General features: G+C 52.1%; 27 protein-coding genes and 1 other RNA gene. 18 read left to right on the top strand and 10 right to left on the bottom strand.

Going from position 1 to position 24,849, the window contains the following annotated elements:
• The first annotated feature begins 159 nt into the window (after positions 1 to 159).
• A complete protein-coding gene (gene ibsC, locus ACJHX4_RS18730; RefSeq protein ID WP_010723220.1) occupies positions 160 to 219 on the top strand; it encodes a type I toxin-antitoxin system toxin IbsC in 60 nt (19 codons plus the stop codon).
• A 100-nt stretch (positions 220 to 319) separates the two neighbouring features.
• Here ibsC and ACJHX4_RS18735 read toward each other — a convergent pair whose 3' ends face one another.
• The 3 genes from ACJHX4_RS18735 to zapA all read right to left on the bottom strand — a co-directional run bounded on the left by ACJHX4_RS18735 (position 320) and on the right by zapA (position 1,497).
• Positions 320 to 922, bottom strand: coding sequence for a 5-formyltetrahydrofolate cyclo-ligase (locus ACJHX4_RS18735; RefSeq protein WP_000192747.1), 603 nt, complete (start codon positions 920 to 922; stop codon positions 320 to 322).
• A gap of 20 nt (positions 923 to 942) precedes the next feature.
• A non-coding RNA gene (ssrS, locus tag ACJHX4_RS18740) (6S RNA) lies at positions 943 to 1,126 on the bottom strand.
• A gap of 41 nt (positions 1,127 to 1,167) precedes the next feature.
• On the bottom strand, positions 1,168 to 1,497 hold the full coding sequence (gene zapA, locus ACJHX4_RS18745; RefSeq protein ID WP_001276008.1) for a cell division protein ZapA: 330 nt from the start codon (positions 1,495 to 1,497) through the stop codon (positions 1,168 to 1,170).
• 167 nt (positions 1,498 to 1,664) lie between these two features.
• On the opposite strand from zapA, the gene ygfB reads away from it, so the two are divergent.
• The 4 genes from ygfB to ubiI are packed head-to-tail and all read left to right on the top strand — an operon-like array spanning position 1,665 to position 5,994.
• Positions 1,665 to 2,243 carry a UPF0149 family protein YgfB gene (gene ygfB / locus ACJHX4_RS18750; protein ID WP_001295378.1) on the top strand — a complete coding sequence of 193 codons (579 nt, stop codon included), beginning with the start codon at positions 1,665 to 1,667 and terminating at the stop codon, positions 2,241 to 2,243.
• A 25-nt stretch (positions 2,244 to 2,268) separates the two neighbouring features.
• Positions 2,269 to 3,594: a Xaa-Pro aminopeptidase gene (pepP, locus tag ACJHX4_RS18755; RefSeq protein ID WP_001280386.1), complete on the top strand. Its 1,326-nt coding sequence runs from the start codon at positions 2,269 to 2,271 to the stop codon at positions 3,592 to 3,594.
• Positions 3,591 to 4,769: a 2-octaprenyl-6-methoxyphenyl hydroxylase gene (ubiH, locus tag ACJHX4_RS18760; RefSeq protein ID WP_000111200.1), complete on the top strand. Its 1,179-nt coding sequence runs from the start codon at positions 3,591 to 3,593 to the stop codon at positions 4,767 to 4,769. The genes pepP and ubiH overlap by 4 nt, the downstream gene beginning before the upstream one ends.
• A 22-nt stretch (positions 4,770 to 4,791) precedes the next feature.
• Entirely contained in the window at positions 4,792 to 5,994 is a 1,203-nt protein-coding gene (ubiI, locus tag ACJHX4_RS18765) for an FAD-dependent 2-octaprenylphenol hydroxylase (RefSeq protein ID WP_001192133.1), read from the top strand.
• A 73-nt stretch (positions 5,995 to 6,067) separates the two neighbouring features.
• On the opposite strand, the gene ACJHX4_RS18770 is transcribed toward ubiI, so the two are convergent.
• Positions 6,068 to 6,151 (bottom strand): hypothetical protein, encoded by an 84-nt coding sequence (locus ACJHX4_RS18770; RefSeq protein ID WP_122083101.1) that lies wholly within the window; start codon positions 6,149 to 6,151, stop codon positions 6,068 to 6,070.
• A 290-nt stretch (positions 6,152 to 6,441) separates the two neighbouring features.
• Here ACJHX4_RS18770 and gcvT point away from each other — a divergent pair, with 290 nt between their 5' ends.
• The 3 genes from gcvT (at position 6,442) to gcvP (ending at position 10,941) form a co-directional block, all read left to right on the top strand.
• A complete protein-coding gene (gene gcvT / locus ACJHX4_RS18775) occupies positions 6,442 to 7,536 on the top strand; it encodes a glycine cleavage system aminomethyltransferase GcvT (RefSeq protein ID WP_000068706.1) in 1,095 nt (364 codons plus the stop codon).
• Positions 7,537 to 7,559: 23 nt separating this feature from the next.
• A complete protein-coding gene (gene gcvH, locus ACJHX4_RS18780) occupies positions 7,560 to 7,949 on the top strand; it encodes a glycine cleavage system protein GcvH (RefSeq protein WP_001295377.1) in 390 nt (129 codons plus the stop codon).
• A 118-nt stretch (positions 7,950 to 8,067) separates the two neighbouring features.
• The gene (gcvP, locus tag ACJHX4_RS18785) at positions 8,068 to 10,941 is read left to right on the top strand and encodes an aminomethyl-transferring glycine dehydrogenase (RefSeq protein WP_000195013.1); all 2,874 of its coding nucleotides are present in this window, start codon (positions 8,068 to 8,070) and stop codon (positions 10,939 to 10,941) included.
• A 165-nt stretch (positions 10,942 to 11,106) separates the two neighbouring features.
• On the opposite strand, the gene bglA is transcribed toward gcvP, so the two are convergent.
• Positions 11,107 to 12,540, bottom strand: a complete 1,434-nt coding sequence (bglA, locus tag ACJHX4_RS18790) for a 6-phospho-beta-glucosidase BglA (RefSeq protein ID WP_001296350.1) — start codon at positions 12,538 to 12,540, stop codon at positions 11,107 to 11,109.
• A 44-nt stretch (positions 12,541 to 12,584) separates the two neighbouring features.
• On the opposite strand from bglA, the gene yqfB reads away from it, so the two are divergent.
• Both yqfB and trhA read left to right on the top strand, forming a co-directional pair.
• Positions 12,585 to 12,896: a N(4)-acetylcytidine aminohydrolase gene (gene yqfB, locus ACJHX4_RS18795; RefSeq protein WP_001182956.1), complete on the top strand. Its 312-nt coding sequence runs from the start codon at positions 12,585 to 12,587 to the stop codon at positions 12,894 to 12,896.
• A gap of 163 nt (positions 12,897 to 13,059) precedes the next feature.
• The gene (gene trhA / locus ACJHX4_RS18800; RefSeq protein ID WP_000250275.1) at positions 13,060 to 13,719 is read left to right on the top strand and encodes a PAQR family membrane homeostasis protein TrhA; all 660 of its coding nucleotides are present in this window, start codon (positions 13,060 to 13,062) and stop codon (positions 13,717 to 13,719) included.
• A 76-nt stretch (positions 13,720 to 13,795) separates the two neighbouring features.
• On the opposite strand, the gene ygfZ is transcribed toward trhA, so the two are convergent.
• Positions 13,796 to 14,776: a tRNA-modifying protein YgfZ gene (gene ygfZ / locus ACJHX4_RS18805; protein ID WP_000886080.1), complete on the bottom strand. Its 981-nt coding sequence runs from the start codon at positions 14,774 to 14,776 to the stop codon at positions 13,796 to 13,798.
• 242 nt (positions 14,777 to 15,018) lie between these two features.
• Between ygfZ and sdhE the strand changes: the two genes are divergently transcribed.
• Positions 15,019 to 15,285, top strand: coding sequence for an FAD assembly factor SdhE (sdhE, locus tag ACJHX4_RS18810; RefSeq protein ID WP_000354050.1), 267 nt, complete (start codon positions 15,019 to 15,021; stop codon positions 15,283 to 15,285).
• Positions 15,266 to 15,673, top strand: a complete 408-nt coding sequence (locus ACJHX4_RS18815) for a protein YgfX (protein ID WP_000244765.1) — start codon at positions 15,266 to 15,268, stop codon at positions 15,671 to 15,673. Before sdhE ends, ACJHX4_RS18815 begins: the two co-directional genes overlap by 20 nt.
• 39 nt (positions 15,674 to 15,712) lie before the next feature.
• Here the strand turns inward: ACJHX4_RS18815 and fldB are convergent, their stop codons facing one another.
• On the bottom strand, positions 15,713 to 16,234 hold the full coding sequence (gene fldB / locus ACJHX4_RS18820; protein ID WP_001055874.1) for a flavodoxin FldB: 522 nt from the start codon (positions 16,232 to 16,234) through the stop codon (positions 15,713 to 15,715).
• 111 nt (positions 16,235 to 16,345) lie between these two features.
• Between fldB and xerD the strand changes: the two genes are divergently transcribed.
• The 5 genes from xerD (at position 16,346) to lysS (ending at position 22,432) form a co-directional block, all read left to right on the top strand.
• A complete protein-coding gene (gene xerD / locus ACJHX4_RS18825) occupies positions 16,346 to 17,242 on the top strand; it encodes a site-specific tyrosine recombinase XerD (RefSeq protein WP_000806638.1) in 897 nt (298 codons plus the stop codon).
• Positions 17,243 to 17,266: 24 nt separating this feature from the next.
• On the top strand, positions 17,267 to 17,977 hold the full coding sequence (dsbC, locus tag ACJHX4_RS18830) for a bifunctional protein-disulfide isomerase/oxidoreductase DsbC (protein ID WP_000715230.1): 711 nt from the start codon (positions 17,267 to 17,269) through the stop codon (positions 17,975 to 17,977).
• Positions 17,978 to 17,982: 5 nt separating this feature from the next.
• Entirely contained in the window at positions 17,983 to 19,716 is a 1,734-nt protein-coding gene (gene recJ / locus ACJHX4_RS18835) for a single-stranded-DNA-specific exonuclease RecJ (protein WP_000813195.1), read from the top strand.
• Positions 19,717 to 19,806: 90 nt separating this feature from the next.
• Positions 19,807 to 20,905, top strand: a protein-coding gene (gene prfB, locus ACJHX4_RS18840; protein WP_001701073.1) for a peptide chain release factor 2 whose coding sequence is annotated in 2 segments (ribosomal slippage) — positions 19,807 to 19,881 and positions 19,883 to 20,905 — 1,098 coding nt in all. Because the reading frame shifts where the segments join, the coding sequence is not laid out codon by codon here.
• 9 nt (positions 20,906 to 20,914) lie between these two features.
• A complete protein-coding gene (lysS, locus tag ACJHX4_RS18845; protein ID WP_000003071.1) occupies positions 20,915 to 22,432 on the top strand; it encodes a lysine--tRNA ligase in 1,518 nt (505 codons plus the stop codon).
• Positions 22,433 to 22,474: 42 nt separating this feature from the next.
• On the opposite strand, the gene idi is transcribed toward lysS, so the two are convergent.
• On the bottom strand, positions 22,475 to 23,023 hold the full coding sequence (gene idi, locus ACJHX4_RS18850) for an isopentenyl-diphosphate Delta-isomerase (protein WP_001192798.1): 549 nt from the start codon (positions 23,021 to 23,023) through the stop codon (positions 22,475 to 22,477).
• A 54-nt stretch (positions 23,024 to 23,077) separates the two neighbouring features.
• On the opposite strand from idi, the gene ACJHX4_RS18855 reads away from it, so the two are divergent.
• Complete coding sequence (locus ACJHX4_RS18855) at positions 23,078 to 23,149, top strand: protein YqfH (RefSeq protein WP_120795390.1); 72 nt, start codon at positions 23,078 to 23,080, stop codon at positions 23,147 to 23,149.
• On the opposite strand, the gene yqfG is transcribed toward ACJHX4_RS18855, so the two are convergent.
• Both yqfG and uacT read right to left on the bottom strand, forming a co-directional pair.
• Positions 23,146 to 23,271 (bottom strand): protein YqfG, encoded by a 126-nt coding sequence (yqfG, locus tag ACJHX4_RS18860; protein ID WP_001050745.1) that lies wholly within the window; start codon positions 23,269 to 23,271, stop codon positions 23,146 to 23,148. The genes ACJHX4_RS18855 and yqfG overlap by 4 nt on opposite strands.
• A gap of 1 nt (position 23,272) precedes the next feature.
• A complete protein-coding gene (gene uacT, locus ACJHX4_RS18865; RefSeq protein WP_001296348.1) occupies positions 23,273 to 24,721 on the bottom strand; it encodes a urate/proton symporter UacT in 1,449 nt (482 codons plus the stop codon).
• Positions 24,722 to 24,849: the final 128 nt, after the last annotated feature.

Raw genomic sequence — 24,849 nt, forward strand, 5'->3', positions numbered from 1 at the left:
TGCCGCGTTGCGCATTCTACTTTGCGAGTCTGCTCCAGAAAATAAATCAAAGTCAGATCAATGCGTTGTGTTTATTTAATGGGGATTTACGATGGCGGGACTGTACAGGGCTGTAACGGTAAAGCCCTCACCGAAGCGAGGGCTTGAAGGAGAAGGGTTATGATGCGACTTGTCATCATACTGATTGTACTGTTACTCATAAGTTTCAGCGCTTATTAACAGTCAGTCACAGGGGAGGAGCAATCCCCCCTTACCCTTACTCACTAAATTAGGTTAAAGAATCAACGATGTCAATCAGGGCGATGCAGGTGTGTCGCCCTCACCACTCCCAGACTTTCGACGGTGTAACCACCGCAGGCAGTGGGATATCCCACTCTTCAACGGGGAGTTTTTCCACCAACTGACAATCATGCGCATAACCCACCGGTTGCATTTTATAGTGCTGCCAGTTTTGTAAGGTCCGATCATAAAAACCACCGCCCATTCCCAGGCGCTGACCGTACTCATCAAAGGCGACCAGCGGTGTAATCAACACGTCTAATCGGGAAAGGGGTAGCACGTCACGCACATCCAGTTTTGGCTCATGGATCTTCAACTTGTTCATCACCAGTTCGCTTTGTGGATGGTAATTCAGGAACAGCAAATTACCGGCACTAAAGGGATGCAAAACTGGAAGATATACGCGCTTACCGGCGCGCCAGAGTTGTTCTATGAGTGGCTGGGTGTCGAGTTCGCCATCAAAAGAGAGGAATACAGCGACCGTATGTGCCATCACCACCGGGGGATAAGTCATCATCCGGGTAGCGGCTTGTTGACCCATTTCCTGCTGTTGTTCCGGCGTTAACGCACGACGACGTTGCCGAATCATTTTGCGGATTTCTTGTCGGGATAATGTCAGTGGGAGTTCTGGTAATTGCGTCATGGCTGGTGCCAGATAAGAAGGGAATCTCCGAGATGCCGCCGCAGGCTGTAACCCTTGAACCCTTGGTTCAAGGTGAATGTGTCGTCGCAGTTTTAAGGCTTCTCGGACGGACCGAGCATGCTCACCAACCGCGGAGCGCCACATTCTTGTGGTATGAAATATCGGCTCAGGGGACTGGCCCGCTTGCGAACATCTCAGAGAAATTTTGTCTTCACGGTTACTCTACCACAGTAAACCGAAAAGTGTCATTCAAAGTTTTGGTTAGTTTTTTCGGTGATGCGACCTTGTTCAAGTAACGCTTGTTCTATGGTCTGCTGCAGCATCCGAATACGCTGTTCCATACTTGCCGCGTAGTCACGAGTCTTCGCTTTTTCTTGCGCTAACTCATAGCTGATATTCAGTGCGGCAATGAAGACCAACTGTTCAGTATTTGTGACTCTAGTGCGTTCTTTCAGATCTTGCAACCGTTGGTTCAGATCGTCCGCTGCCTGATTCAACGCATCCCTTTGGTCAGGCGGGCAGTTCACACGCAGTGAACGGCCAAAAATTTGGATATCGACGGGTTGTGCAGACATGCCACCTTCCTGCTGATTGACTGCGCTGCCTTCGTCTTTAGACCCATGGTCTGCGAAGGGGCGACACTATAGCTACCCTGATGAGAAGAGACAAGCCCTTTTCTGGTCCACCAGGGCCCAAAGTGGTAGCATATCATGAATATTCCTCCCTTTGACGACGAATGCTTATGTCTATACAGAACGAAATGCCTGGTTACAACGAAATGAACCAGTATCTGAACCAACAAGGGACGGGTCTGACCCCTGCTGAGATGCATGGTTTAATCAGTGGGATGATATGTGGCGGTAACGATGACAGCTCATGGCTGCCGCTACTTCACGACCTGACGAACGAAGGCATGGCTTTCGGTCATGAGCTGGCACAGGCACTGCGCAAAATGCACTCTGCCACCAGCGATGCCCTGCAGGATGACGGCTTCCTTTTTCAGCTTTATCTACCTGATGGCGATGATGTCAGCGTTTTCGATCGGGCTGATGCGCTGGCTGGTTGGGTCAATCACTTCCTGCTTGGTCTTGGCGTTACGCAACCGAAGCTGGACAAAGTGACCGGCGAAACCGGTGAAGCCATCGACGATCTGCGTAACATCGCGCAGTTGGGTTACGACGAAGACGAAGATCAGGAAGAGCTTGAAATGTCGCTTGAAGAGATCATCGAGTACGTCCGTGTTGCCGCGCTGTTATGCCACGACACCTTTACTCATCCGCAACCGACCGCGCCAGAAGTACAAAAACCGACTCTACACTAAAAACAAAAAACGTAAGGAGAGTGTTATGAGTGATATATCCCGGCAAGAATTTCAGCGTCGCCGTCAGGCCCTGGTAGAGCAAATGCAACCCGGCAGCGCCGCGCTGATTTTTGCTGCACCAGAAGTAACACGTAGCGCCGACAGCGAATACCCCTATCGTCAGAACAGTGACTTCTGGTACTTCACCGGCTTTAACGAACCGGAAGCGGTGCTGGTGCTGATTAAAAGCGATGACACTCATAACCACAGCGTTTTGTTTAACCGCGTTCGCGACCTGACGGCAGAGATCTGGTTTGGTCGTCGCTTAGGCCAGGATGCCGCGCCAGAGAAACTGGGCGTTGACCGCGCACTGGCATTCAGCGAAATCAATCAACAACTTTATCAACTACTTAATGGTCTGGATGTGGTTTACCACGCCCAGGGCGAATATGCATATGCTGATGAAATCGTGAACAGCGCGCTTGAGAAACTGCGTAAAGGTTCGCGGCAAAATCTCACCGCACCGGCAACGATGATCGACTGGCGTCCTGTTGTTCATGAAATGCGCCTGTTCAAATCACCAGAAGAGATTGCCGTACTTCGCCGCGCGGGTGAAATCACCGCACTGGCGCATACACGGGCGATGGAAAAATGCCGTCCGGGGATGTTCGAGTACCATCTGGAAGGCGAAATTCACCACGAATTTAACCGCCACGGTGCGCGTTACCCTTCCTATAACACCATTGTTGGCAGCGGTGAAAACGGCTGCATTTTGCATTACACCGAAAACGAGTGTGAACTGCGTGACGGTGACCTGGTGTTGATTGACGCGGGTTGTGAATACAAAGGTTACGCTGGCGACATTACCCGCACCTTCCCGGTCAACGGCAAATTCACTCAGGCTCAGCGTGAAATCTATGACATTGTGCTGGAGTCTCTTGAAACCAGCCTGCGCCTGTATCGTCCGGGAACTTCCATTCAGGAAGTCACTGGTGAAGTGGTGCGCATCATGGTTAGCGGTCTGGTAAAACTCGGCATCCTGAAAGGTGATGTTGATGAACTGATCGCTCAGAACGCCCATCGTCCTTTCTTTATGCATGGCCTTAGCCACTGGTTAGGACTGGATGTTCATGACGTTGGTGTTTATGGTCAGGATCGCTCGCGTATTCTGGAACCGGGTATGGTACTGACCGTAGAACCAGGACTGTATATTGCGCCGGATGCAGAAGTGCCAGAACAGTATCGCGGTATCGGCATTCGTATTGAAGACGATATTGTGATTACCGAAACCGGTAATGAAAACCTCACCGCCAGCGTGGTGAAAAAGCCGGAAGAAATCGAAGCGTTGATGGCAGCTGCGAGAAAGCAATGAGCGTAATCATCGTCGGTGGCGGCATGGCGGGCGCGACGCTGGCGCTGGCTATTTCCCGGTTAAGTCACGGGGCGCTGCCAGTACATTTGATTGAAGCGACCGCGCCAGAGTCACATGCGCATCCGGGCTTTGATGGACGAGCTATTGCGCTGGCGGCGGGTACCTGTCAGCAACTGGCGCGCATCGGCGTCTGGCAATCTCTGGCTGATTGCGCAACTGCCATCACCACCGTGCATGTTAGCGATCGTGGTCACGCTGGATTTGTCACCCTCGCCGCAGAAGATTACCAACTGGCGGCGCTGGGGCAGGTTGTCGAATTGCACAATGTCGGGCAACGGCTGTTTGCATTGCTGCGCAAAGCACCTGGCGTAACGCTGCATTGCCCTGATCGCGTGGCTAACGTTGCCCGTACTCAGAGCCACGTTGAAGTGACGCTGGAGAGTGGCGAGACGCTGACGGGCCGCGTGCTGGTAGCCGCTGATGGCACCCATTCAGCGTTAGCCACCGCGTGCGGTGTTGACTGGCAGCAGGAGCCTTACGAACAACTGGCTGTGATTGCCAACGTTGCGACTTCCGTTGCGCATGAAGGGCGCGCTTTTGAACGCTTTACACAATATGGCCCGCTGGCGATGTTGCCGATGTCTGACGGACGCTGTTCGCTGGTCTGGTGTCATCCACTGGAACGGCGCGAAGAGGTGCTGTCGTGGAGCGACGAGAAGTTCTGCCGTGAACTCCAGTCGGCCTTTGGCTGGCGACTGGGGCAAATTACCCACGCCGGAAAACGTAGTGCTTATCCGCTGGCGTTAACCCGCGCCGCCAAACCTATTACCCATCGTACCGTGCTGGTGGGGAATGCGGCGCAAACTCTGCATCCCATCGCCGGGCAAGGATTTAACCTCGGTATGCGTGATGTGATGAGTCTTGCAGAAACCCTGACTCAGGCGCAGGAACGCAGAGAAGACATGGGTGATTACGGCGTATTGTGCCGTTATCAGCAGCGTCGACAGCGCGATCGCGAAGCAACCATCGGCGTCACGGACAGCCTTGTACATCTTTTTGCCAACCGTTGGACGCCGCTGGTTGTCGGGCGCAACATCGGGCTGATGACGATGGAATTATTTACCCCGGCACGCGATGTGCTGGCGCAGCGCACTCTTGGTTGGGTGGCGCGTTGAAGGCGGTTTTAAGGAATAAACAATGCAAAGTGTTGATGTAGCCATTGTTGGCGGCGGCATGGTCGGGCTGGCGGTTGCCTGCGGCTTACAGGGTATCGGCTTACGCGTTGCCGTACTGGAGCAGCGCGTACCGGAACCTCTGGCGGCGGATGCACCACCACAACTGCGCGTTTCGGCTATCAATGCCGCCAGCGAAAAATTACTCACCCGTCTTGGCGTCTGGCAGGACATTCTCTCTCGTAGGGCCTGTTGCTATCACGGCATGGAAGTGTGGGACAAAGACAGCTTTGGTCACATCTCGTTTGACGATCAAAGCATGGGCTATAGCCATCTTGGGCATATCGTTGAAAACTCAGTGATTCACTACGCGCTGTGGAACAAAGCGCTGCAGTCGTCAGATATCACTCTGTTGGCCCCCGCAGAATTACAGCAGGTCGCCTGGGGTGAAAATGAAACCTTCCTGACGTTGAAAGATGGCAGCATGTTAACGGCGCGTCTGGTGATTGGCGCGGACGGCGCTAATTCCTGGTTGCGCAACAAAGCCGATATTCCGCTGACTTTCTGGGATTATCAGCATCACGCGCTGGTGGCGACCATTCGCACGGAAGAACCGCATGATGCGGTGGCGCGACAGGTTTTTCATGGCGAAGGCATTCTGGCCTTTTTGCCGCTTAGCGATCCGCATCTTTGCTCGATTGTCTGGTCACTGTCGCCAGAGGAAGCGCAGCGGATGCAGCAGGCAGGCGAAGACGAATTTAATCGCGCGTTAAATATCGCTTTTGATAATCGCCTGGGCTTATGCAAGGTTGAAAGTGAGCGCCTGGTGTTCCCGCTAACGGGGCGTTATGCGCGCCAGTTTGCCGCGCACCGTCTGGCGCTGGTGGGCGACGCCGCGCATACCATTCACCCGTTGGCGGGGCAGGGGGTAAATCTCGGCTTTATGGATGCTGCAGAGCTGATTGCTGAACTGAAACGGTTGCATCGTCAGGGTAAAGACATCGGGCAGTACATTTACCTGCGTCGCTATGAGCGTAGCCGCAAGCACAGCGCGGCGCTGATGCTGGCTGGTATGCAGGGATTCCGCGATCTGTTTTCCGGGGCTAATCCGGCGAAAAAATTGCTGCGTGATATTGGTCTGAAACTGGCTGATACGCTTCCTGGCGTTAAGCCACAACTTATTCGCCAGGCAATGGGATTAAACGATTTGCCTGAATGGCTGCGTTAAAAATTTCTCTTCTGCTGTTTATTTGATACCCATCACACTTTCATCTCCCGGTTTTTTCGCCGGGAGATTTTCCTCATTTGAAATAAACTAATTTCACCTGCGATTTCGCATTATATTTTCTAATGCCACGAATTTTTGATTTAGTGTTTTTTGACATTTTTTTAGTTCTTAATGTTGTCTTATTCAAATTAACTTTCTCATCTATTTATCTTTATATAGAGATTTGTTCATTTTTTGGTTTTTTATTCTGTTACGATTTTGGCGTTTTTTAACCATAAGCTAATGTGATGATCAATTTTACCTTATGGTTAACAGTCTGTTTCGGTGGTAAGTTCAGGCAAAAGAGAACGATTGCGTTGGGGACCGGGAGTGGCTCCGATGCTGGGTTTCGTGGTGATAATTTCGCCATAGAAAAGTTGTCAGCCCCGCTTATTCAATGAGGACAAGATGGCACAACAGACTCCTTTGTACGAACAACACACGCTTTGCGGCGCTCGCATGGTGGATTTCCACGGCTGGATGATGCCGCTGCATTACGGTTCGCAAATCGACGAACATCATGCGGTACGTACCGATGCCGGAATGTTTGATGTGTCACATATGACCATCGTCGATCTTCGCGGCAGCCGCACCCGGGAGTTTCTACGTTATCTGCTGGCGAACGATGTGGCGAAGCTCACCAAAAGCGGCAAAGCCCTTTACTCGGGGATGTTGAATGCCTCTGGCGGTGTGATAGATGATCTCATCGTCTACTACTTTACTGAAGATTTCTTCCGCCTCGTTGTTAACTCCGCCACCCGCGAAAAAGACCTCTCCTGGATTACCCAACACGCTGAACCTTTCGGCATCGAAATTACTGTTCGTGATGACCTTTCCATGATCGCCGTACAAGGGCCGAATGCGCAGGCAAAAGCTGCCACACTGTTTAATGACGCCCAGCGTCAGGCGGTGGAAGGGATGAAACCGTTCTTTGGCGTGCAGGCGGGCGATCTGTTTATTGCCACCACCGGTTACACCGGTGAAGCGGGCTACGAAATTGCGCTGCCCAATGAAAAAGCGGCCGATTTCTGGCGCGCGCTGGTGGAAGCTGGCGTTAAGCCATGTGGCCTGGGCGCGCGTGACACGCTGCGTCTGGAAGCGGGCATGAATTTGTATAGCCAGGAGATGGACGAAACTATTTCTCCTTTAGCCGCCAATATGGGCTGGACTATCGCCTGGGAACCGGCAGATCGTGACTTTATCGGTCGTGAAGCTCTGGAAGCGCAGCGTGAACATGGCACAGAAAAACTGGTTGGTCTGGTGATGACCGAAAAAGGCGTGCTGCGTAATGAACTGCCGGTACGTTTTACTGATGCGCAGGGCAACCAGCATGAAGGCATTATCACCAGCGGTACTTTCTCCCCAACGCTGGGTTATAGCATTGCGCTGGCGCGCGTGCCGGAAGGTATTGGTGAAACGGCGATTGTGCAAATTCGCAACCGTGAAATGCCGGTTAAAGTGACGAAACCTGTTTTTGTGCGTAACGGCAAAGCCGTCGCGTGATTTACTTTTTTGGAGATTGATTGATGAGCAACGTACCAGCAGAACTGAAATACAGCAAAGAACACGAATGGTTGCGTAAAGAAGCCGACGGCACTTACACCGTTGGCATCACCGAACACGCTCAGGAGCTGTTAGGCGATATGGTGTTTGTTGACCTGCCGGAAGTGGGCGCAACGGTTAGCGCGGGCGATGACTGCGCGGTTGCCGAATCGGTAAAAGCGGCGTCAGATATTTATGCGCCAGTAAGCGGTGAAATCGTGGCGGTAAACGATGCACTGAGCGATTCTCCGGAACTGGTCAACAGCGAACCGTATGCAGGCGGCTGGATTTTCAAAATCAAAGCCAGCGATGAAAGCGAACTGGAATCACTGCTGGATGCAACCGCATACGAAGCATTGTTAGAAGACGAGTAACGGCTTTATTCCTCTTCTGCGGGAGAGGATCAGGGTGAGGAACATTTACGCCTCACCCTCACTCTCTTCGTAAGGAGAGAGGTTCACAATTCACTGCACGTTTCAGGAACCATCGCTCATGACACAGACGTTAAGCCAGCTTGAAAACAGCGGCGCTTTTATTGAACGCCATATCGGACCGGACGCCGCGCAACAGCAAGAAATGCTGAATGCCGTTGGCGCACAATCGTTAAACGCGCTGACCGGCCAGATTGTGCCGAAAGATATTCAGCTTGCGACTCCGCCGCAGGTTGGCGCACCGGCGACCGAATACGCCGCACTGGCAGAACTCAAGGCTATTGCCAGTCGCAATAAACGCTTCACGTCTTACATCGGCATGGGTTACACCGCCGTGCAGCTACCGCCGGTTATCCTGCGTAACATGCTGGAAAATCCGGGCTGGTATACCGCGTATACTCCGTATCAACCTGAAGTCTCCCAGGGCCGCCTTGAAGCACTGCTCAACTTCCAGCAGGTAACGCTGGATTTAACCGGGCTGGATATGGCCTCTGCTTCTCTTCTTGACGAAGCCACCGCTGCCGCCGAAGCAATGGCGATGGCGAAACGCGTCAGCAAACTGAAAAATGCCAACCGCTTCTTTGTTGCTTCTGACGTTCATCCGCAAACGCTGGATGTGGTCCGTACTCGTGCCGAAACCTTTGGTTTTGAAGTGATTGTCGATGATGCGCAAAAAGTGCTCGACCATCAGGACGTCTTCGGCGCGCTGTTACAGCAGGTCGGCACTACTGGTGAAATTCACGACTACACTGCGCTTATTAGCGAACTGAAATCACGCAAAATTGTGGTCAGCGTTGCCGCCGATATTATGGCGCTGGTGCTGTTAACTGCGCCAGGTAAACAGGGCGCGGATATTGTTTTTGGTTCGGCGCAACGCTTTGGCGTACCGATGGGCTACGGTGGCCCACACGCGGCATTCTTTGCGGCGAAAGACGAATACAAACGCTCAATGCCGGGCCGTATTATCGGTGTATCGAAAGATGCAGCTGGCAACACCGCTCTGCGCATGGCGATGCAGACTCGTGAGCAACATATTCGTCGTGAAAAAGCGAACTCCAACATTTGTACATCCCAGGTCTTGCTGGCAAACATTGCCAGTCTGTATGCCGTTTACCACGGTCCGGTTGGCCTGAAACGTATCGCTAACCGCATCCACCGTCTGACCGATATCCTGGCGGCGGGCCTGCAACAAAAAGGTCTGAAGCTGCGCCATGCGCACTATTTCGATACTTTGTGTGTGGAAGTGGCCGACAAAGCGGGCGTGCTGGCGCGTGCCGAAGCGGCTGAAATCAACCTGCGTAGCGATATTCTGAACGCGGTTGGGATCACCCTTGATGAAACCACTACGCGCGAAAACGTGATGCAGCTTTTCAGCGTGCTGTTGGGCGATAACCACGGGCTGGACATCGACACACTGGACAAAGACGTGGCTCACGACAGTCGCTCTATTCAGGCTGCGATGCTGCGCGACGACGAAATCCTCACCCATCCGGTGTTTAATCGCTACCACAGCGAAACCGAAATGATGCGCTATATGCACTCGCTGGAGCGTAAAGATCTGGCGCTGAATCAGGCGATGATCCCGCTGGGTTCCTGCACCATGAAACTGAACGCCGCCGCCGAGATGATCCCGATCACCTGGCCGGAATTTGCCGAACTGCACCCGTTCTGCCCGCCGGAACAGGCTGAAGGTTATCAGCAGATGATCGCGCAGCTGGCTGAGTGGCTGGTGAAACTGACCGGTTACGACGCCGTTTGTATGCAGCCGAACTCTGGCGCACAGGGCGAATACGCGGGCCTGCTGGCGATTCGTCATTATCATGAAAGCCGCAACGAAGGGCATCGCGATATCTGCCTGATCCCGGCTTCTGCGCACGGCACTAACCCGGCTTCCGCGCATATGGCAGGAATGCAGGTGGTGGTTGTGGCGTGTGATAAAAACGGCAACATCGATCTGACTGATCTGCGCGCGAAAGCCGAACAGGCGGGCGATAACCTCTCCTGTATCATGGTGACCTATCCTTCCACCCACGGCGTGTATGAAGAAACGATCCGTGAAGTGTGTGAAGTCGTGCATCAGTTCGGCGGTCAGGTTTACCTTGATGGCGCGAACATGAACGCTCAGGTTGGCATCACCTCGCCGGGCTTTATTGGTGCGGACGTTTCCCACCTTAACCTGCATAAAACTTTCTGCATTCCGCATGGCGGTGGTGGTCCGGGTATGGGACCGATCGGTGTGAAAGCGCATCTGGCTCCGTTTGTACCGGGTCATAGCGTGGTGCAAATCGAAGGCATGTTAACCCGTCAGGGCGCGGTTTCTGCGGCACCGTTCGGTAGTGCCTCTATCCTGCCAATCAGCTGGATGTACATCCGCATGATGGGCGCAGAAGGGCTGAAAAAAGCAAGCCAGGTGGCAATTCTTAACGCCAACTATATTGCCAGCCGTCTGCAGGATGCCTTCCCGGTGCTGTATACCGGTCGCGACGGTCGCGTGGCGCACGAATGTATTCTCGATATTCGCCCGCTGAAAGAAGAAACCGGCATCAGCGAGCTGGATATTGCCAAGCGCCTGATCGACTACGGTTTCCACGCGCCGACCATGTCGTTCCCGGTGGCGGGTACGCTGATGGTTGAACCGACTGAATCTGAAAGCAAAGTGGAACTGGATCGCTTTATCGATGCGATGCTGGCTATCCGCGCAGAAATTGACCAGGTGAAAGCCGGTGTCTGGCCGCTGGAAGATAACCCGCTGGTGAACGCGCCGCACATTCAGAGCGAACTGGTCGCCGAGTGGGCGCATCCGTACAGTCGTGAAGTTGCAGTATTCCCGGCAGGTGTGGCAGACAAATACTGGCCGACCGTGAAACGTCTGGATGATGTTTACGGCGACCGTAACCTGTTCTGCTCCTGCGTACCGATTAGCGAATACCAGTAATTTACTGATTCGACTATCTTCTAAAGGCGCTTCGGCGCCTTTTTCGCTTGTTAATAAAGTGCGCTTTGTGTGTTTCGGTTGAGGCGTAATATAAAATATTGCGAGCTCAATATATTAAAAGAGTGCCAGGCCTGATGAGCGGAGCACATCAGGCACATCGGCTAATTACAAATTCTCGCCGTTGCTGGCAATCACCTCTTTGTACCAGTTAAAGCTCTTCTTACGTGAACGCGACATATCGCCAGTACCGTCGTCATGTTTATTCACATAGATAAAGCCGTAGCGTTTGCTGTACTGCCCGGTAGTGAACGACACGCAGTCGATGCAGCCCCACGGTGTGTAGCCCATCAGATCCACGCCATCGTAAGTCACCGCTTTTTTCATCTCTTCAATATGGGCGCGCAGGTAGTCAATGCGGTAATCGTCATTGATGCTGCCATCATCTTCCACTTTGTCGTAAGCGCCAAAACCGTTTTCGACAATAAACAGCGGCTTCTGGTAACGCTCATACAGCTCGCAAAGCGCGTAACGCAGACCAACCGGATCAATCTGCCAGCCCCAGTCAGACGCTTTAACATACGGGTTCGGTACGCTGCCTTCAAAACCAGAGATCGCATCGCCGGTGCCGCCTTCGGCCTTCACCGCGTTGGTCATGTAATAGCTGAAGCCGAGATAATCGCAGGTGCCTTCGCGCAGTACATCCAGATCGCCGTCTTCCATTTTGATGTTAAATCCGCGGCGTTCCCACTCGTTCAACACATAGGACGGGTAATAGCCACGCAACTGCACATCGGTAAAGACGTAACGTTCGCGCATCGACTTCTGGGCAAACATCACATCGTCCGGGTTACAGGAGTAGGGATAGAGCGGCACCATCGCCAGCATACAACCGACTTTCATCTCCGGGTTGATGCGATGCGCGGCTTTCACCGCCAGGGCGCTGGCGACAAACTGGTGATGCAGCACCTGATACATGGTCTCTTCCGGGTTTTCATGTTCGGTATACACCACGCCGGAGCAGCAGTAACCGAACAGCGGTGCACGCCAGTTACGCTGGTTGTTAATTTCGTTGAAGGTCATCCAGTATTTGACTTTGTGCTTATAGCGTTCGAATACCACTTCCGCGAAACGGACAAAGAAATCAACCACTTTACGGTTGGTCCAGCTACCATATTGCTGCACCAGATGCAGCGGCATTTCAAAGTGGGAGAGGGTGATCACCGGTTCGATGTTGTATTTCAGCAGTTCATCGATCATATCATCGTAGAACTTCAGCCCTTCTTCGTTTGGCTGAGCTTCATCGCCTTTTGGAAAAATGCGCGTCCAGGCGATGGAAGTACGAAAACATTTGAAGCCCATTTCGGCAAATAGCTTGATGTCCTCCTTGTAGTGACCATAAAAATCAACGGCTTCATGGTTTGGATAGTATTTGCCAGGCACAACTTCTTTGGTGATTTCGCGCGGCACGCCGTGTGCGCCACCGGTCAGAACGTCACAAATGCTCGGCCCTTTGCCGCCTTTGTTCCAGCCGCCTTCGACCTGATGAGCGGCAACTGCGCCGCCCCATAAGAAATCTTTCGGTAAGGTGAGTTTTTTCACTATCATAGGCTCCAGATGAGTCAATTCTTACAGGAAATATTACCATGCAGCCAAACGACATCACTTTTTTTCAACGTTTCCAGGATGACATTCTGGCTGGGCGTAAAACCATCACCATCCGCGACGAGTCTGAATCGCACTTCAAAACGGGTGATGTGCTTCGTGTCGGACGTTTTGAAGATGACGGTTATTTTTGCACGATTGAAGTCACCGCAACCTCAACCGTAACGCTGGATACGCTGACGGAAAAACATGCAGAGCAGGAAAATATGACCCTGACTGAACTGAAAAAGGTCATTGCCGACATCTATCCCGACCAGACACAGTTTTATGTGATTGAATTTAAATGTCTTTAAATTGAACTCACGCCTGTTAGTTGAAATTTCGCATTTAATTTCATGATTTTTCGGAGATTAATCTCAAATCAGAATTTATTTTAGCTAACAGGTGTTCACTGGAACTATTCTCAGTTACGCTGGAGAGGTATACATGTGCGTGTACGTTTTTCCGGAGTAAGTTATGGTTCAGAAGCCCCTCATTAAGCAGGGATATTCGCTGGCAGAGGAAATTGCCAACAGCGTCAGTCACGGCATTGGGCTGGTGTTTGGTATCGTTGGGCTGGTGTTGCTACTGGTTCAGGCGGTGGATCTCAATGCCAGCGCCACGGCGATAACCAGTTACAGCCTCTATGGCGGCAGTATGATCCTGCTGTTCCTCGCTTCGACGCTCTATCACGCCATTCCTCATCAACGGGCAAAAATGTGGCTGAAGAAATTTGACCACTGCGCTATTTATCTGTTGATTGCCGGAACCTACACGCCGTTTTTGCTGGTGGGGCTGGATTCTCCGTTAGCGCGCGGGTTGATGATTGTTATCTGGAGCCTGGCATTGCTGGGTATTCTGTTTAAACTGACCATCGCGCACCGATTCAAAATTTTATCTCTGGTGACCTATCTGGCGATGGGCTGGCTGTCGCTGGTGGTAATTTATGAAATGGCAGTTAAGCTCGCGGCGGGCAGCGTTACCTTACTGGCGGTAGGCGGTGTGGTTTATTCGCTCGGGGTGATTTTCTACGTCTGCAAGCGCATTCCATACAATCATGCCATCTGGCACGGCTTTGTGCTCGGCGGTAGTGTGTGCCACTTTCTGGCGATCTATTTGTATATTGGGCAGGTGTAATTGGCGTGCCTTTGTAGGCCTGAAAAGACACACCAGTGTCGCATCAGGCGATAAATGCCTGATGCGATACAGAGATTTACTCTTCCAGCGAATATGGCAGTGGCTCAATACGCAATGTATTCGCATCGTCACGCACGCGGAAGATGCTGTCCGGTTCCATATCGTTATTCATGACAACCTGCACCACAACCTGACCATCTTCCAGTTTGACCGCAGCCAGCACCGTACCGGTACGACGCCAGTTCTCGCCCATTTTCAGCTCTAAGTCTTCACCAGCTTCCGGCAGTCGGCTGGCGCTACCCGTCAGCAACCAGAGCGCGCGTTTGTTGGCACCACGGAATTTTGCTCGCGCCACCATCTCTTGTCCGGTATAGCAGCCTTTCTTAAAGCTGATGCCGCCCAGCGCCTGGAGGTTGGTCGCCTGGGGGATAAACTGCCCGCTGTTGGCGGCATCAATCACCGGAAAACCCGCTTCAATGTTTAATGCCAGCCACTGTTGGCTATTGTTCAGTTCCGCTTCACCGCGCAGTTTATCGGTCAGCATATTGGCAGTAGCTTCATCGGTTACGATCAGGAAACGTTCTGCCGGGTGTTCAAACCATAGCAACGTGGTCGCGCCTTCTTTGACTACCTGTTTTTCTCTCGAAGGTAGTTCACTAAAGAGATTTGCCAACGCGGCGCGCGCCTGAAAACCGGCAACACCAAGCAGCACACGCTCGTCGTCTGGCGCGATGGTCACTTTAGAGAACACCGCATATTTTTTCAGTTCAGTCAGCTGCGGTTCACGCACGCTGCGCCGTTCAATCCATGCAAAGCCATCGCCGTCGCGGAACAGACGTAAATTGCTCCACATTTTACCTTTGGCGTCGCAATGGGCGGCGAGCAGGTGCTGATCTTCAGTCATCTGGCTGACATCTGCTGTCACCTGGCCTTGCATATATTTTTCGCTGTCCGCGCCAGTAATAGTGGCAAGCGCCCAGTCATCAAGCGTCATCAGCGTCAGTGGCAAACGGGCAGAAGCCGTAGGCTGACGGGGAGGAAAAGGTGTAAAAGCCATAATAGAGTCCTGAGTTGCTTAACGGCGTATTAATCACTAATGGTAAAAGAGCTATGAGGCAATGCAAGTGCTTTCACTGCGCGATCTGTGCCTTCTGCGAGGCGACTTCCAAAAAAATGAAGCCCTTGAATTGTTGTGAATTAATTTCGCGATCGCGATTGTGTTTACTGATATTCCCGTAAAAGAAGTCGAAAAACACGTTACAATAGCCGGGTACTGGATTTTCGTGAGACAGGAAGAAGATGGACATTAACAACAAAGCCCGCATTCATTGGGCATGCCGCCGTGGTATGCGCGAACTCGATATTTCAATCATGCCGTTTTTCGAACATGAGTACGACAGCTTAAGCGATGACGAAAAACGCACCTTTATTCGTCTGCTGGAATGTGACGATCCGGACCTGTTTAACTGGCTGATGAATCACGGTAAACCAGCCGATGCAGAACTGGAAATGATGGTCCGACTCATCCAGACACGGAACCGGGAACGTGGTCCTGTGGCAATCTGATTTGCGCGTCTCCTGGCGCGCACAGTGGCTTTCCTTGCTGATTCATGGGCTGGTTGCCGCTGTTATTTTACTCATTCCCTGGCCGCTCAGTTACACCCCGTTATGGATGGTGTTACTTTCGCTGGTGGTGTTTGATTGCGTTCGCAGCCAGCGGCGCATTAATGCTCGCCAGGGGGAAATTCGCTTGTTGATGGACGGGCGTTTGCGTTGGCAAGGGCAGGAGTGGAGCATCGTCAAAGCGCCGTGGATGATTAAGAGCGGCATGATGCTGCGTTTACGTTCTGACAGCGGAAAACGGCAACATTTATGGCTGGCAGCTGACAGCATGGACGAAGCCGAATGGCGGGATTTACGGCGGATATTGTTGCAACAAGAGACGCAAAGATAAAGATGACGGCAAAGCATATGTGCTAAGCCGTCAGTGACATCAGGCGTAATGCTCTGCCATTTCGTTGAGGATTTGCTCGCACCAGCTTTGAATACGCTCGTCGCTAAGGTCATACTGGTTAGTTTCATCCAGCGCCAGACCCACGAACAGTTGCCCGTCAGCAATCACCGGTTTCGGACTGGTAAATTCATATCCTTCCGTTGGCCAGTAGCCGACGAACTTCACGCCTTTGGTCGAGAGTTTGTCATGCAGCATACCGAGCGCATCGAGGAACCACTCGCCGTATCCCAGTTGATCGCCAAGCCCATACAGCGCAACAATTTTACCTTCGAGGTTCAGGTCGTCGAGCTGATCCCAGACGGCTTCCCAGTCTTCCTGGATTTCGCCAAAATCCCAGGTCGGGATACCCAGAATGAGCACATCGTACTGCTCCATTAATTTCGGGGAGTCGTCCTTGAGGTTATGTAAGGTCACCAGTTCTGGGCCGATAATATCGCGGATTTTTTCTGCCGCCATTTCGGTGTAACAGGTGCTGGAACCGTAAAAAAGACCCATATTCATAACGTAAGCTTCTCGATTCTGCTGTGGCTTTTGCGGCTAGTGTATCAGAATCGCTTTAGTCACGGCACAATAAGGCATAATGGATCAAATGAGTGACCATAAGGGGCGCAAGTGAAACAGGATCTGGCACGCATCGAGCAGTTTCTTGATGCTCTGTGGCTGGAAAAAAATCTGGCTGAAAATACGTTGAACGCTTACCGTCGCGATCTGTCAATGATGGTGGAGTGGTTGCATCACCGCGGGTTGACGCTGGCGACGGCGCAAAGTGACGATTTGCAGGCATTACTGGCAGAACGGCTGGAGGGCGGGTATAAAGCCACCAGCTCAGCGCGTTTGCTGAGTGCAGTGCGCCGATTGTTCCAGTATCTTTATCGCGAAAAGTTTCGTGAAGATGATCCCAGTGCGCATCTCGCTTCACCGAAATTGCCCCAGCGTTTGCCAAAAGATTTAAGCGAAGCGCAGGTCGAACGTTTATTACAGGCACCATTAATTGATCAGCCACTGGAGCTACGCGATAAAGCCATGCTTGAAGTGTTGTATGCTACCGGACTGCGTGTCTCTGAACTGGTCGGGCTGACAATGAGTGATATCAGCCTGCGTCAGGGCGTGGTGCGGGTCATTGGTAAAGGCAACAAAGAGCGCCTGGTGCCGTTAGGTGAAGAGGCGGTTTACTGGCTGGAAACCTATCTGGAACATGGGCGTCCGTGGCTGTTGAATGGTGTGTCAATTGACGTGTTGTTTCCCAGCCAGCGTGCGCAGCAGATGACGCGACAGACCTTCTGGCACCGCATTAAACATTATGCCGTGCTGGCGGGTATCGACAGCGAAAAGCTGTCACCGCATGTGTTGCGTCACGCTTTTGCCACTCACTTATTAAATCATGGTGCGGATTTACGCGTGGTGCAGATGCTACTGGGCCACAGCGATCTCTCCACCACGCAAATTTATACGCATGTCGCTACCGAGCGTCTGCGACAACTTCATCAACAGCATCACCCGCGGGCGTGATGTCTGAAAAGAACAGGAAAATTTATGAAGAAAGGTTTTATGTTATTTACCTTGTTGGCAGCGTTTTCAGGCTTTGTTCAGGCTGATGACGCGGCAATTCAACAAACGTTAGCCAAAATGGGCATCAAAAGCAGCGATATTCAGCCCGCGCCCGTAGCTGGCATGAAGACAGTTCTGACTAACAGCGGTGTGTTGTACATCACCGATGATGGTAAACATATCATTCAGGGGCCAATGTATGACGTTAGTGGCACGGCTCCGGTCAATGTCACCAATAAGATGCTGTTAAAGCAGTTGAATGCGCTTGAAAAAGAGATGATCGTTTATAAAGCGCCGCAGGAAAAACACGTCATCACCGTGTTTACTGATATTACCTGTGGTTACTGCCACAAACTGCATGAGCAAATGGCAGACTATAACGCGCTGGGGATCACCGTGCGTTATCTTGCTTTCCCGCGCCAGGGGCTGGACAGCGATGCAGAGAAAGAAATGAAAGCTATCTGGTGTGCGAAAGATAAAAACAAAGCGTTTGATGATGTGATGGCAGGTAAAAGCGTCGCACCAGCCAGCTGCGACGTAGATATTGCCGACCATTACGCACTTGGCGTCCAGCTTGGCGTTAGCGGTACTCCGGCAGTTGTGCTGAGCAATGGCACACTTGTTCCGGGTTACCAGCCGCCGAAAGACATGAAAGAATTCCTCGACGAACACCAAAAAATGACCAGCGGTAAATAATTCGCGTGAAACAACAGATACAACTTCGTCGCCGTGAAGTCGATGAAACGGCCGACTTGCCCGCTGAATTGCCTCCCTTGCTGCGCCGTTTATATGCCAGCCGGGGTGTGCGTAGCGCGCAGGAACTGGAACGCAGTGTTAAAGGCATGCTGCCCTGGCAGCAACTGAGCGGCGTCGAAAAGGCCGTTGAGATCCTTTACAACGCTTTTCGCGAAGGAACGCGGATTATTGTGGTCGGTGATTTCGACGCCGACGGTGCCACCAGCACGGCTCTAAGCGTGCTGGCGATGCGCTCGCTTGGTTGCAGCAATATCGACTACCTGGTTCCAAACCGTTTCGAAGACGGTTACGGCTTAAGCCCGGAAGTAGTCGATCAGGCTCATGCCCGTGGCGCGCAGTTAATTGTCACGGTGGATAACGGTATTTCCTCCCATGCGGGGGTTGAACACGCTCGTTCGTTGGGCATTCCGGTTATTGTTACCGATCACCATTTGCCAGGCGACACATTACCCGCAGCGGAAGCGATCATTAACCCTAACTTGCGCGACTGTAATTTCCCGTCGAAATCACTGGCGGGCGTTGGCGTGGCGTTTTATCTGATGCTGGCGCTGCGCACCTTTTTGCGCGATCAGGGCTGGTTTGATGAGCGCGGCATCGCAATTCCTAATCTGGCAGAACTGCTGGATCTGGTAGCGTTGGGGACAGTGGCGGACGTCGTGCCGCTGGACGCTAATAATCGCATTCTGACCTGGCAGGGGATGAGTCGCATCCGTGCCGGAAAGTGCCGTCCGGGGATTAAAGCGTTGCTGGAAGTGGCCAATCGCGATCCACAAAAACTCGCCGCCAGCGATTTAGGTTTTGCGCTGGGGCCACGTCTCAATGCTGCCGGGCGACTGGACGATATGTCCGTTGGCGTGGCGCTGTTGCTGTGCGACAACATCGGCGAAGCGCGCGTGCTGGCAAATGAACTCGATGCGCTAAACCAGACGCGAAAAGAGATCGAACAGGGAATGCAAGTTGAAGCCCTGACCTTGTGCGAGAAACTGGAGCGCAGCCGCGACACGCTACCCGGCGGGCTGGCAATGTATCACCCCGAATGGCATCAGGGCGTTGTCGGTATTCTGGCTTCGCGCATCAAAGAGCGTTTTCATCGTCCGGTTATCGCCTTTGCGCCAGCTGGTGATGGTACGCTGAAAGGTTCCGGTCGCTCCATTCAGGGGCTGCATATGCGTGATGCGCTGGAGCGGCTAGACACGCTTTACCCCGGCATGATGCTCAAGTTTGGCGGTCATGCGATGGCGGCGGGTTTGTCGCTGGAAGAGGAGAAATTCGAACTCTTTCAACAACGGTTTGGCGAACTGGTTACTGAGTGGCTGGACCCTTCGCTATTGCAAGGCGAAGTGGTGTCGGACGGTCCGTTAAGTCCGGCCGAAATGACCATGGAAGTGGCGCAGCTGTTGCGCGATGCTGGCCCGTGGGGGCAGATGTTCCCGGAGCCGCTGTTTGATGGTCATTTCCGTCTGCTGCAACAGCGGCTGGTGGGCGAACGTCATTTGAAAGTCATGGTCGAACCGGTCGGCGGCGGTCCACTGCTGGACGGGATTGCTTTTAATGTCGATACCGCCCTCTGGCCGGATAACGGCGTGCGCGAAGTGCAACTGGCTTACAAGCTCGATATCAACGAGTTTCGCGGCAACCGCAGCCTGCAAATTATCATCGACAATATCTGGCCAATTTAGCGTCATCTTCTCTATAAAAAAGAGCGTGGATTGGGTACAATCCCGCTCTTATCACCGCATTTTGACTAGCTCAATAAAAGAAATCAGACCATGTTTGAAATTAATCCGGTAAATAATCGCATTCAGGACCTCACGGAACGCTCCGACGTTCTTAGGGGGTATCTTTGACTACGACGCCAAGAAAGAGCGTCTGGAAGAAGTAAACGCCGAGCTGGAACAGCCGGATGTCTGGAACGAACCCGAACGCGCACAGGCGCTGGGTAAAGAGCGTTCCTCCCTCGAAGCCGTTGTCGACACCCTCGACCAAATGAAACAGGGGCTGGAAGATGTTTCTGGTCTGCTGGAACTGGCTGTAGAAGCTGACGACGAAGAAACCTTTAACGAAGCCGTTGCTGAACTCGACGCCCTGGAAGAAAAACTGGCGCAGCTTGAGTTCCGCCGTATGTTCTCTGGCGAATATGACAGCGCCGACTGCTACCTCGATATTCAGGCGGGGTCTGGCGGTACGGAAGCACAGGACTGGGCGAGCATGCTTGAGCGTATGTATCTGCGCTGGGCTGAATCGCGTGGTTTCAAAACTGAAATCATCGAAGAGTCGGAAGGTGAAGTGGCGGGTATTAAATCCGTGACGATCAAAATCTCCGGCGATTACGCTTATGGCTGGCTGCGTACAGAAACCGGCGTTCACCGCCTGGTGCGTAAGAGCCCGTTTGACTCCGGCGGTCGTCGCCACACGTCGTTCAGCTCCGCGTTTGTTTACCCGGAAGTTGATGATGATATCGATATCGAAATCAATCCAGCGGATCTGCGCATCGACGTTTATCGCGCATCCGGCGCGGGCGGTCAGCACGTTAACCGTACCGAATCTGCGGTGCGTATTACTCACATCCCAACCGGGATCGTGACCCAATGCCAGAACGACCGTTCCCAGCACAAGAACAAAGACCAGGCCATGAAGCAGATGAAAGCGAAGCTTTATGAACTGGAGATGCAGAAGAAAAATGCCGAGAAACAGGCGATGGAAGATAACAAATCCGACATCGGCTGGGGCAGCCAGATTCGTTCTTATGTCCTTGATGACTCCCGCATTAAAGATCTGCGTACCGGGGTAGAAACTCGCAACACGCAGGCCGTGCTGGACGGCAGCCTGGATCAATTTATCGAAGCAAGTTTGAAAGCAGGGTTATGAGGAACCAACATGTCTGAACAACACGCACAGGGCGCTGACGCGGTAGTCGATCTTAACAATGAACTGAAAACGCGTCGTGAGAAGCTGGCGAACCTGCGTGAGCAGGGGATTGCCTTCCCGAACGATTTCCGTCGCGATCATACCTCTGACCAATTGCACGCAGAATTCGACGGTAAAGAGAACGAAGAACTGGAAGCGCTGAACATCGAAGTCGCCGTTGCTGGCCGCATGATGACCCGTCGTATTATGGGTAAAGCGTCTTTCGTTACCCTGCAGGACGTTGGCGGTCGCATTCAGTTGTACGTTGCCCGTGACGATCTGCCGGAAGGCGTTTACAACGAGCAGTTCAAAAAATGGGACCTCGGCGATATCCTCGGCGCGAAAGGTAAACTGTTCAAAACCAAAACCGGCGAACTGTCTATCCACTGTACCGAGCTGCGTCTGCTGACCAAAGCACTGCGTCCGCTGCCGGATAAATTCCACGGCTTGCAGGATCAGGAAGCGCGCTATCGTCAGCGTTATTTGGATCTCATCTCTAACGATGAATCCCGCAACACCTTTAAAGTGCGCTCGCAGATCCTCTCTGGTATTCGCCAGTTCATGGTGAACCGCGGCTTTATGGAAGTTGAAACGCCGATGATGCAGGTGATCCCTGGCGGTGCCGCTGCGCGTCCGTTTATCACTCACCATAACGCGCTGGATCTCGACATGTACCTGCGTATCGCGCCGGAACTGTACCTCAAGCGTCTGGTGGTCGGTGGCTTCGAGCGTGTATTCGAAATCAACCGTAACTTCCGTAACGAAGGTATTTCCGTACGTCATAACCCAGAGTTCACCATGATGGAACTCTATATGGCTTACGCAGATTACAAAGATCTGATCGAGCTGACCGAATCGCTGTTCCGTACTCTGGCACAGGATATTCTCGGTAAGACGGAAGTGACCTACGGCGACGTAACGCTGGACTTCGGTAAACCGTTCGAAAAACTGACCATGCGTGAAGCGATCAAGAAATATCGCCCGGAAACCGACATGGCGGATCTGGACAACTTCGACTCTGCGAAAGCGATTGCTGAATCTATCGGCATCCACGTTGAAAAGAGCTGGGGTCTGGGCCGTATCGTTACCGAGATCTTCGAAGAAGTGGCAGAAGCTCATCTGATCCAGCCGACCTTCATTACTGAATATCCGGCAGAAGTTTCTCCTCTGGCGCGTCGTAACGACGTTAACCCGGAAATCACAGACCGCTTTGAGTTCTTCATTGGTGGGCGTGAAATCGGTAACGGCTTTAGCGAACTGAATGACGCGGAAGATCAGGCGCAGCGCTTCCTGGATCAGGTTGCCGCGAAAGATGCAGGTGACGACGAAGCGATGTTCTACGACGAAGATTATGTCACCGCACTGGAACATGGCTTACCGCCGACAGCCGGTCTGGGAATTGGTATCGACCGTATGGTGATGCTGTTCACCAACAGCCATACCATCCGCGACGTTATTCTGTTCCCGGCGATGCGTCCGGTAAAATAAGCATTACGTTATGCTCACAACCCCGGCAACCGTCGGGGTTTTTTATTTAAGTTGGGTAAATGCAGATAATCGTTTTCTGGCTTCGCGATTTGTCGCCTGCATCACCATCCACGGACTGAACGCCCACGGCGTAGCATCAATACCGCGTAAAACCGCTGCTAAATCACACCATTGATAATCCATCACTTCATCATCGTTGATCTGTAACGCACTGGTCGTGCGTGCGGCAAATACCGGACACACTTCATTTTCCACAATGCCATTCGGATCGGTGGCGCGGTAGCGAAAGTCAGGATAGATAGATTCAGGAGGCGTAATTTCTACGCCAAGCTCATAACGGCAACGGCGGATCACCGCCTCTTCGTTGCTTTCTCCCAGTTGTGGGTGCCCACAAACCGAGTTAGTCCACACGCCAGGCCATGCTTTTTTGCTAAGGGCGCGGCGGGTAACTAATAATTGCCCTTTGGCATTAAACAGCCAACTGGAAAACGCGAGATGTAAGAGGGTGTCTGCCGTGTGTGCGGCATACTTTTCCAGCGTACCCGTGGGAACTCCCTGTGCATTCAATAAAATGACGTGTTCCGTTTGCATAATTTCTCACATGTAATTCTGATCACTCATCATTATAGATAATAGAAGAGTGAAATGATTAACCAAGTGAGCGTTTATCGACAACCGCCCGTTTTGAGCGGATGTCGACAGGTAAAAACCATTTAAAAAAGCAGCATCATATATTTGAAGCGACTTTCAATGGCCATTGCAACACAATCAGAAATGACAGGAATAGAGAGAGTAAAAAGCAACAGCAGACTGAATATAGCGCGCATTAAAAGATTCATATTATTCTCCATGCTCATTTTTCTTCAGCTTGCGCATCAGAAGCCACATACGTACTGTCCTGACTTTTAAATCTTTATCAGAGACGGATTCCTTCACCAGGTCAGCATGATGCTGGTAGCCATTAAAGAAGACGTTCAGCACAACGGCGCTAAGGGTTGCGAGCATAATGCCGCTATGCAGCAACGGTTGCAGTACGGCCGGTAACTTAGAAAAGAAATCGTGAGAGAGCGTTGGCGTCATGCCAACACCGAGACTGATCGCCACAATATAGAGGTTGTAACGGTTAGTGGTGTAGTTACAGCGCGACAGAATTCGAATCCCTGTCGCCAGTACCATGCCGAACATCACCAGCCCCGCGCCGCCCAGCACAAATTGCGGAATGGAGGCGACCAGCACCGCCATTTTGGGCACCATGCCAAACAGGATTAATATAATTCCCGAAGAAATACACACCCAGCGGCTGTGGACGCGCGTCACGCTGACCAGCCCGACGTTCTGCGAAAATGACGTATGTGGGAAGCTGTTAAACGTGCCTCCAATCATTGTCCCGACCCCATCTACGCGTAACCCACGAATAATGTCCTGGGAAGAGAGTTTGCGACCGACTATTTCACCCAGTGCCAGGAACATCCCCATTGACTCAATAAATACGATGATGAGTACTGCGGTCATGGTCAAAATGGAAACGGGATCGAAAATCGGCATACCAAATGACATCGGCGTGACAATCGCAAACCATGAAGCATCATGTAGCCCGGATAAATTGACTTCATTCATCATCCACGAAAGTAAAAAGCCAAATACAATCCCCAGTAATACGGCGACGTTGGACATAAATCCTTTCGCATAGCGAGTAATGAGCAAGATAAAAATTAAGACGGCAAAGGAGATACCTAAATAAACGGGATTACCATATTGCGGATTCCCTTTACCTCCGGCGGCCCAGTCAATACCCACCTGAATGATGCTAAGCCCGATAGAAGTAATCACCACACCGGTAACCAGTGGCGGGAATAAAGGCATCAAGCGACCGATAAGTGGCGCTAATAATGTGGTGATAAAACCCGCGGCGATAGTGGCACCGAATATCCCCAGCAGGCCGATATCCGGGTTCATACCAATGGCTATCATTGGTGTTACAGCGGCGAAGGTCACCGACATAATCACCGGCAGGCGGATCCCCATAAAGCGGCCGATACCGATACATTGCAATAATGTGACGATCCCGCAGCAAAAGAGATCCGAGCTAATGAGCATCGCAATAGCTTCTTTTGATAGGCCGAGTCGGTCACCAATCATAAGAGGAACAGCGACTGCACCTGCGTACATGACAAGGACGTGTTGCAGACCGAGTATGATCAGCTTTCCTGGTGATAATATGCGGTCAACCTCATCAGTTGGGCGGTCTTGCCCAGAAGATGAGGGAAGTTGGGAATCTATGGCGCTCATCAGTGTTTCTCCTTTCGCCCGCCAGAGTAAAAAGCAACCGTTTATGTTCATGAAACTGTCTAAACACATGCTCGTGGAGTGCCAGTTTTTGCGAGGAAGGGGAGTTAGAGACAGGAATTGCGGAGGCA

The organism is Escherichia sp. WS2035 (genome assembly GCF_046487065.1).
In the GTDB taxonomy this organism is placed as follows: domain Bacteria; phylum Pseudomonadota; class Gammaproteobacteria; order Enterobacterales; family Enterobacteriaceae; genus Escherichia; species Escherichia coli.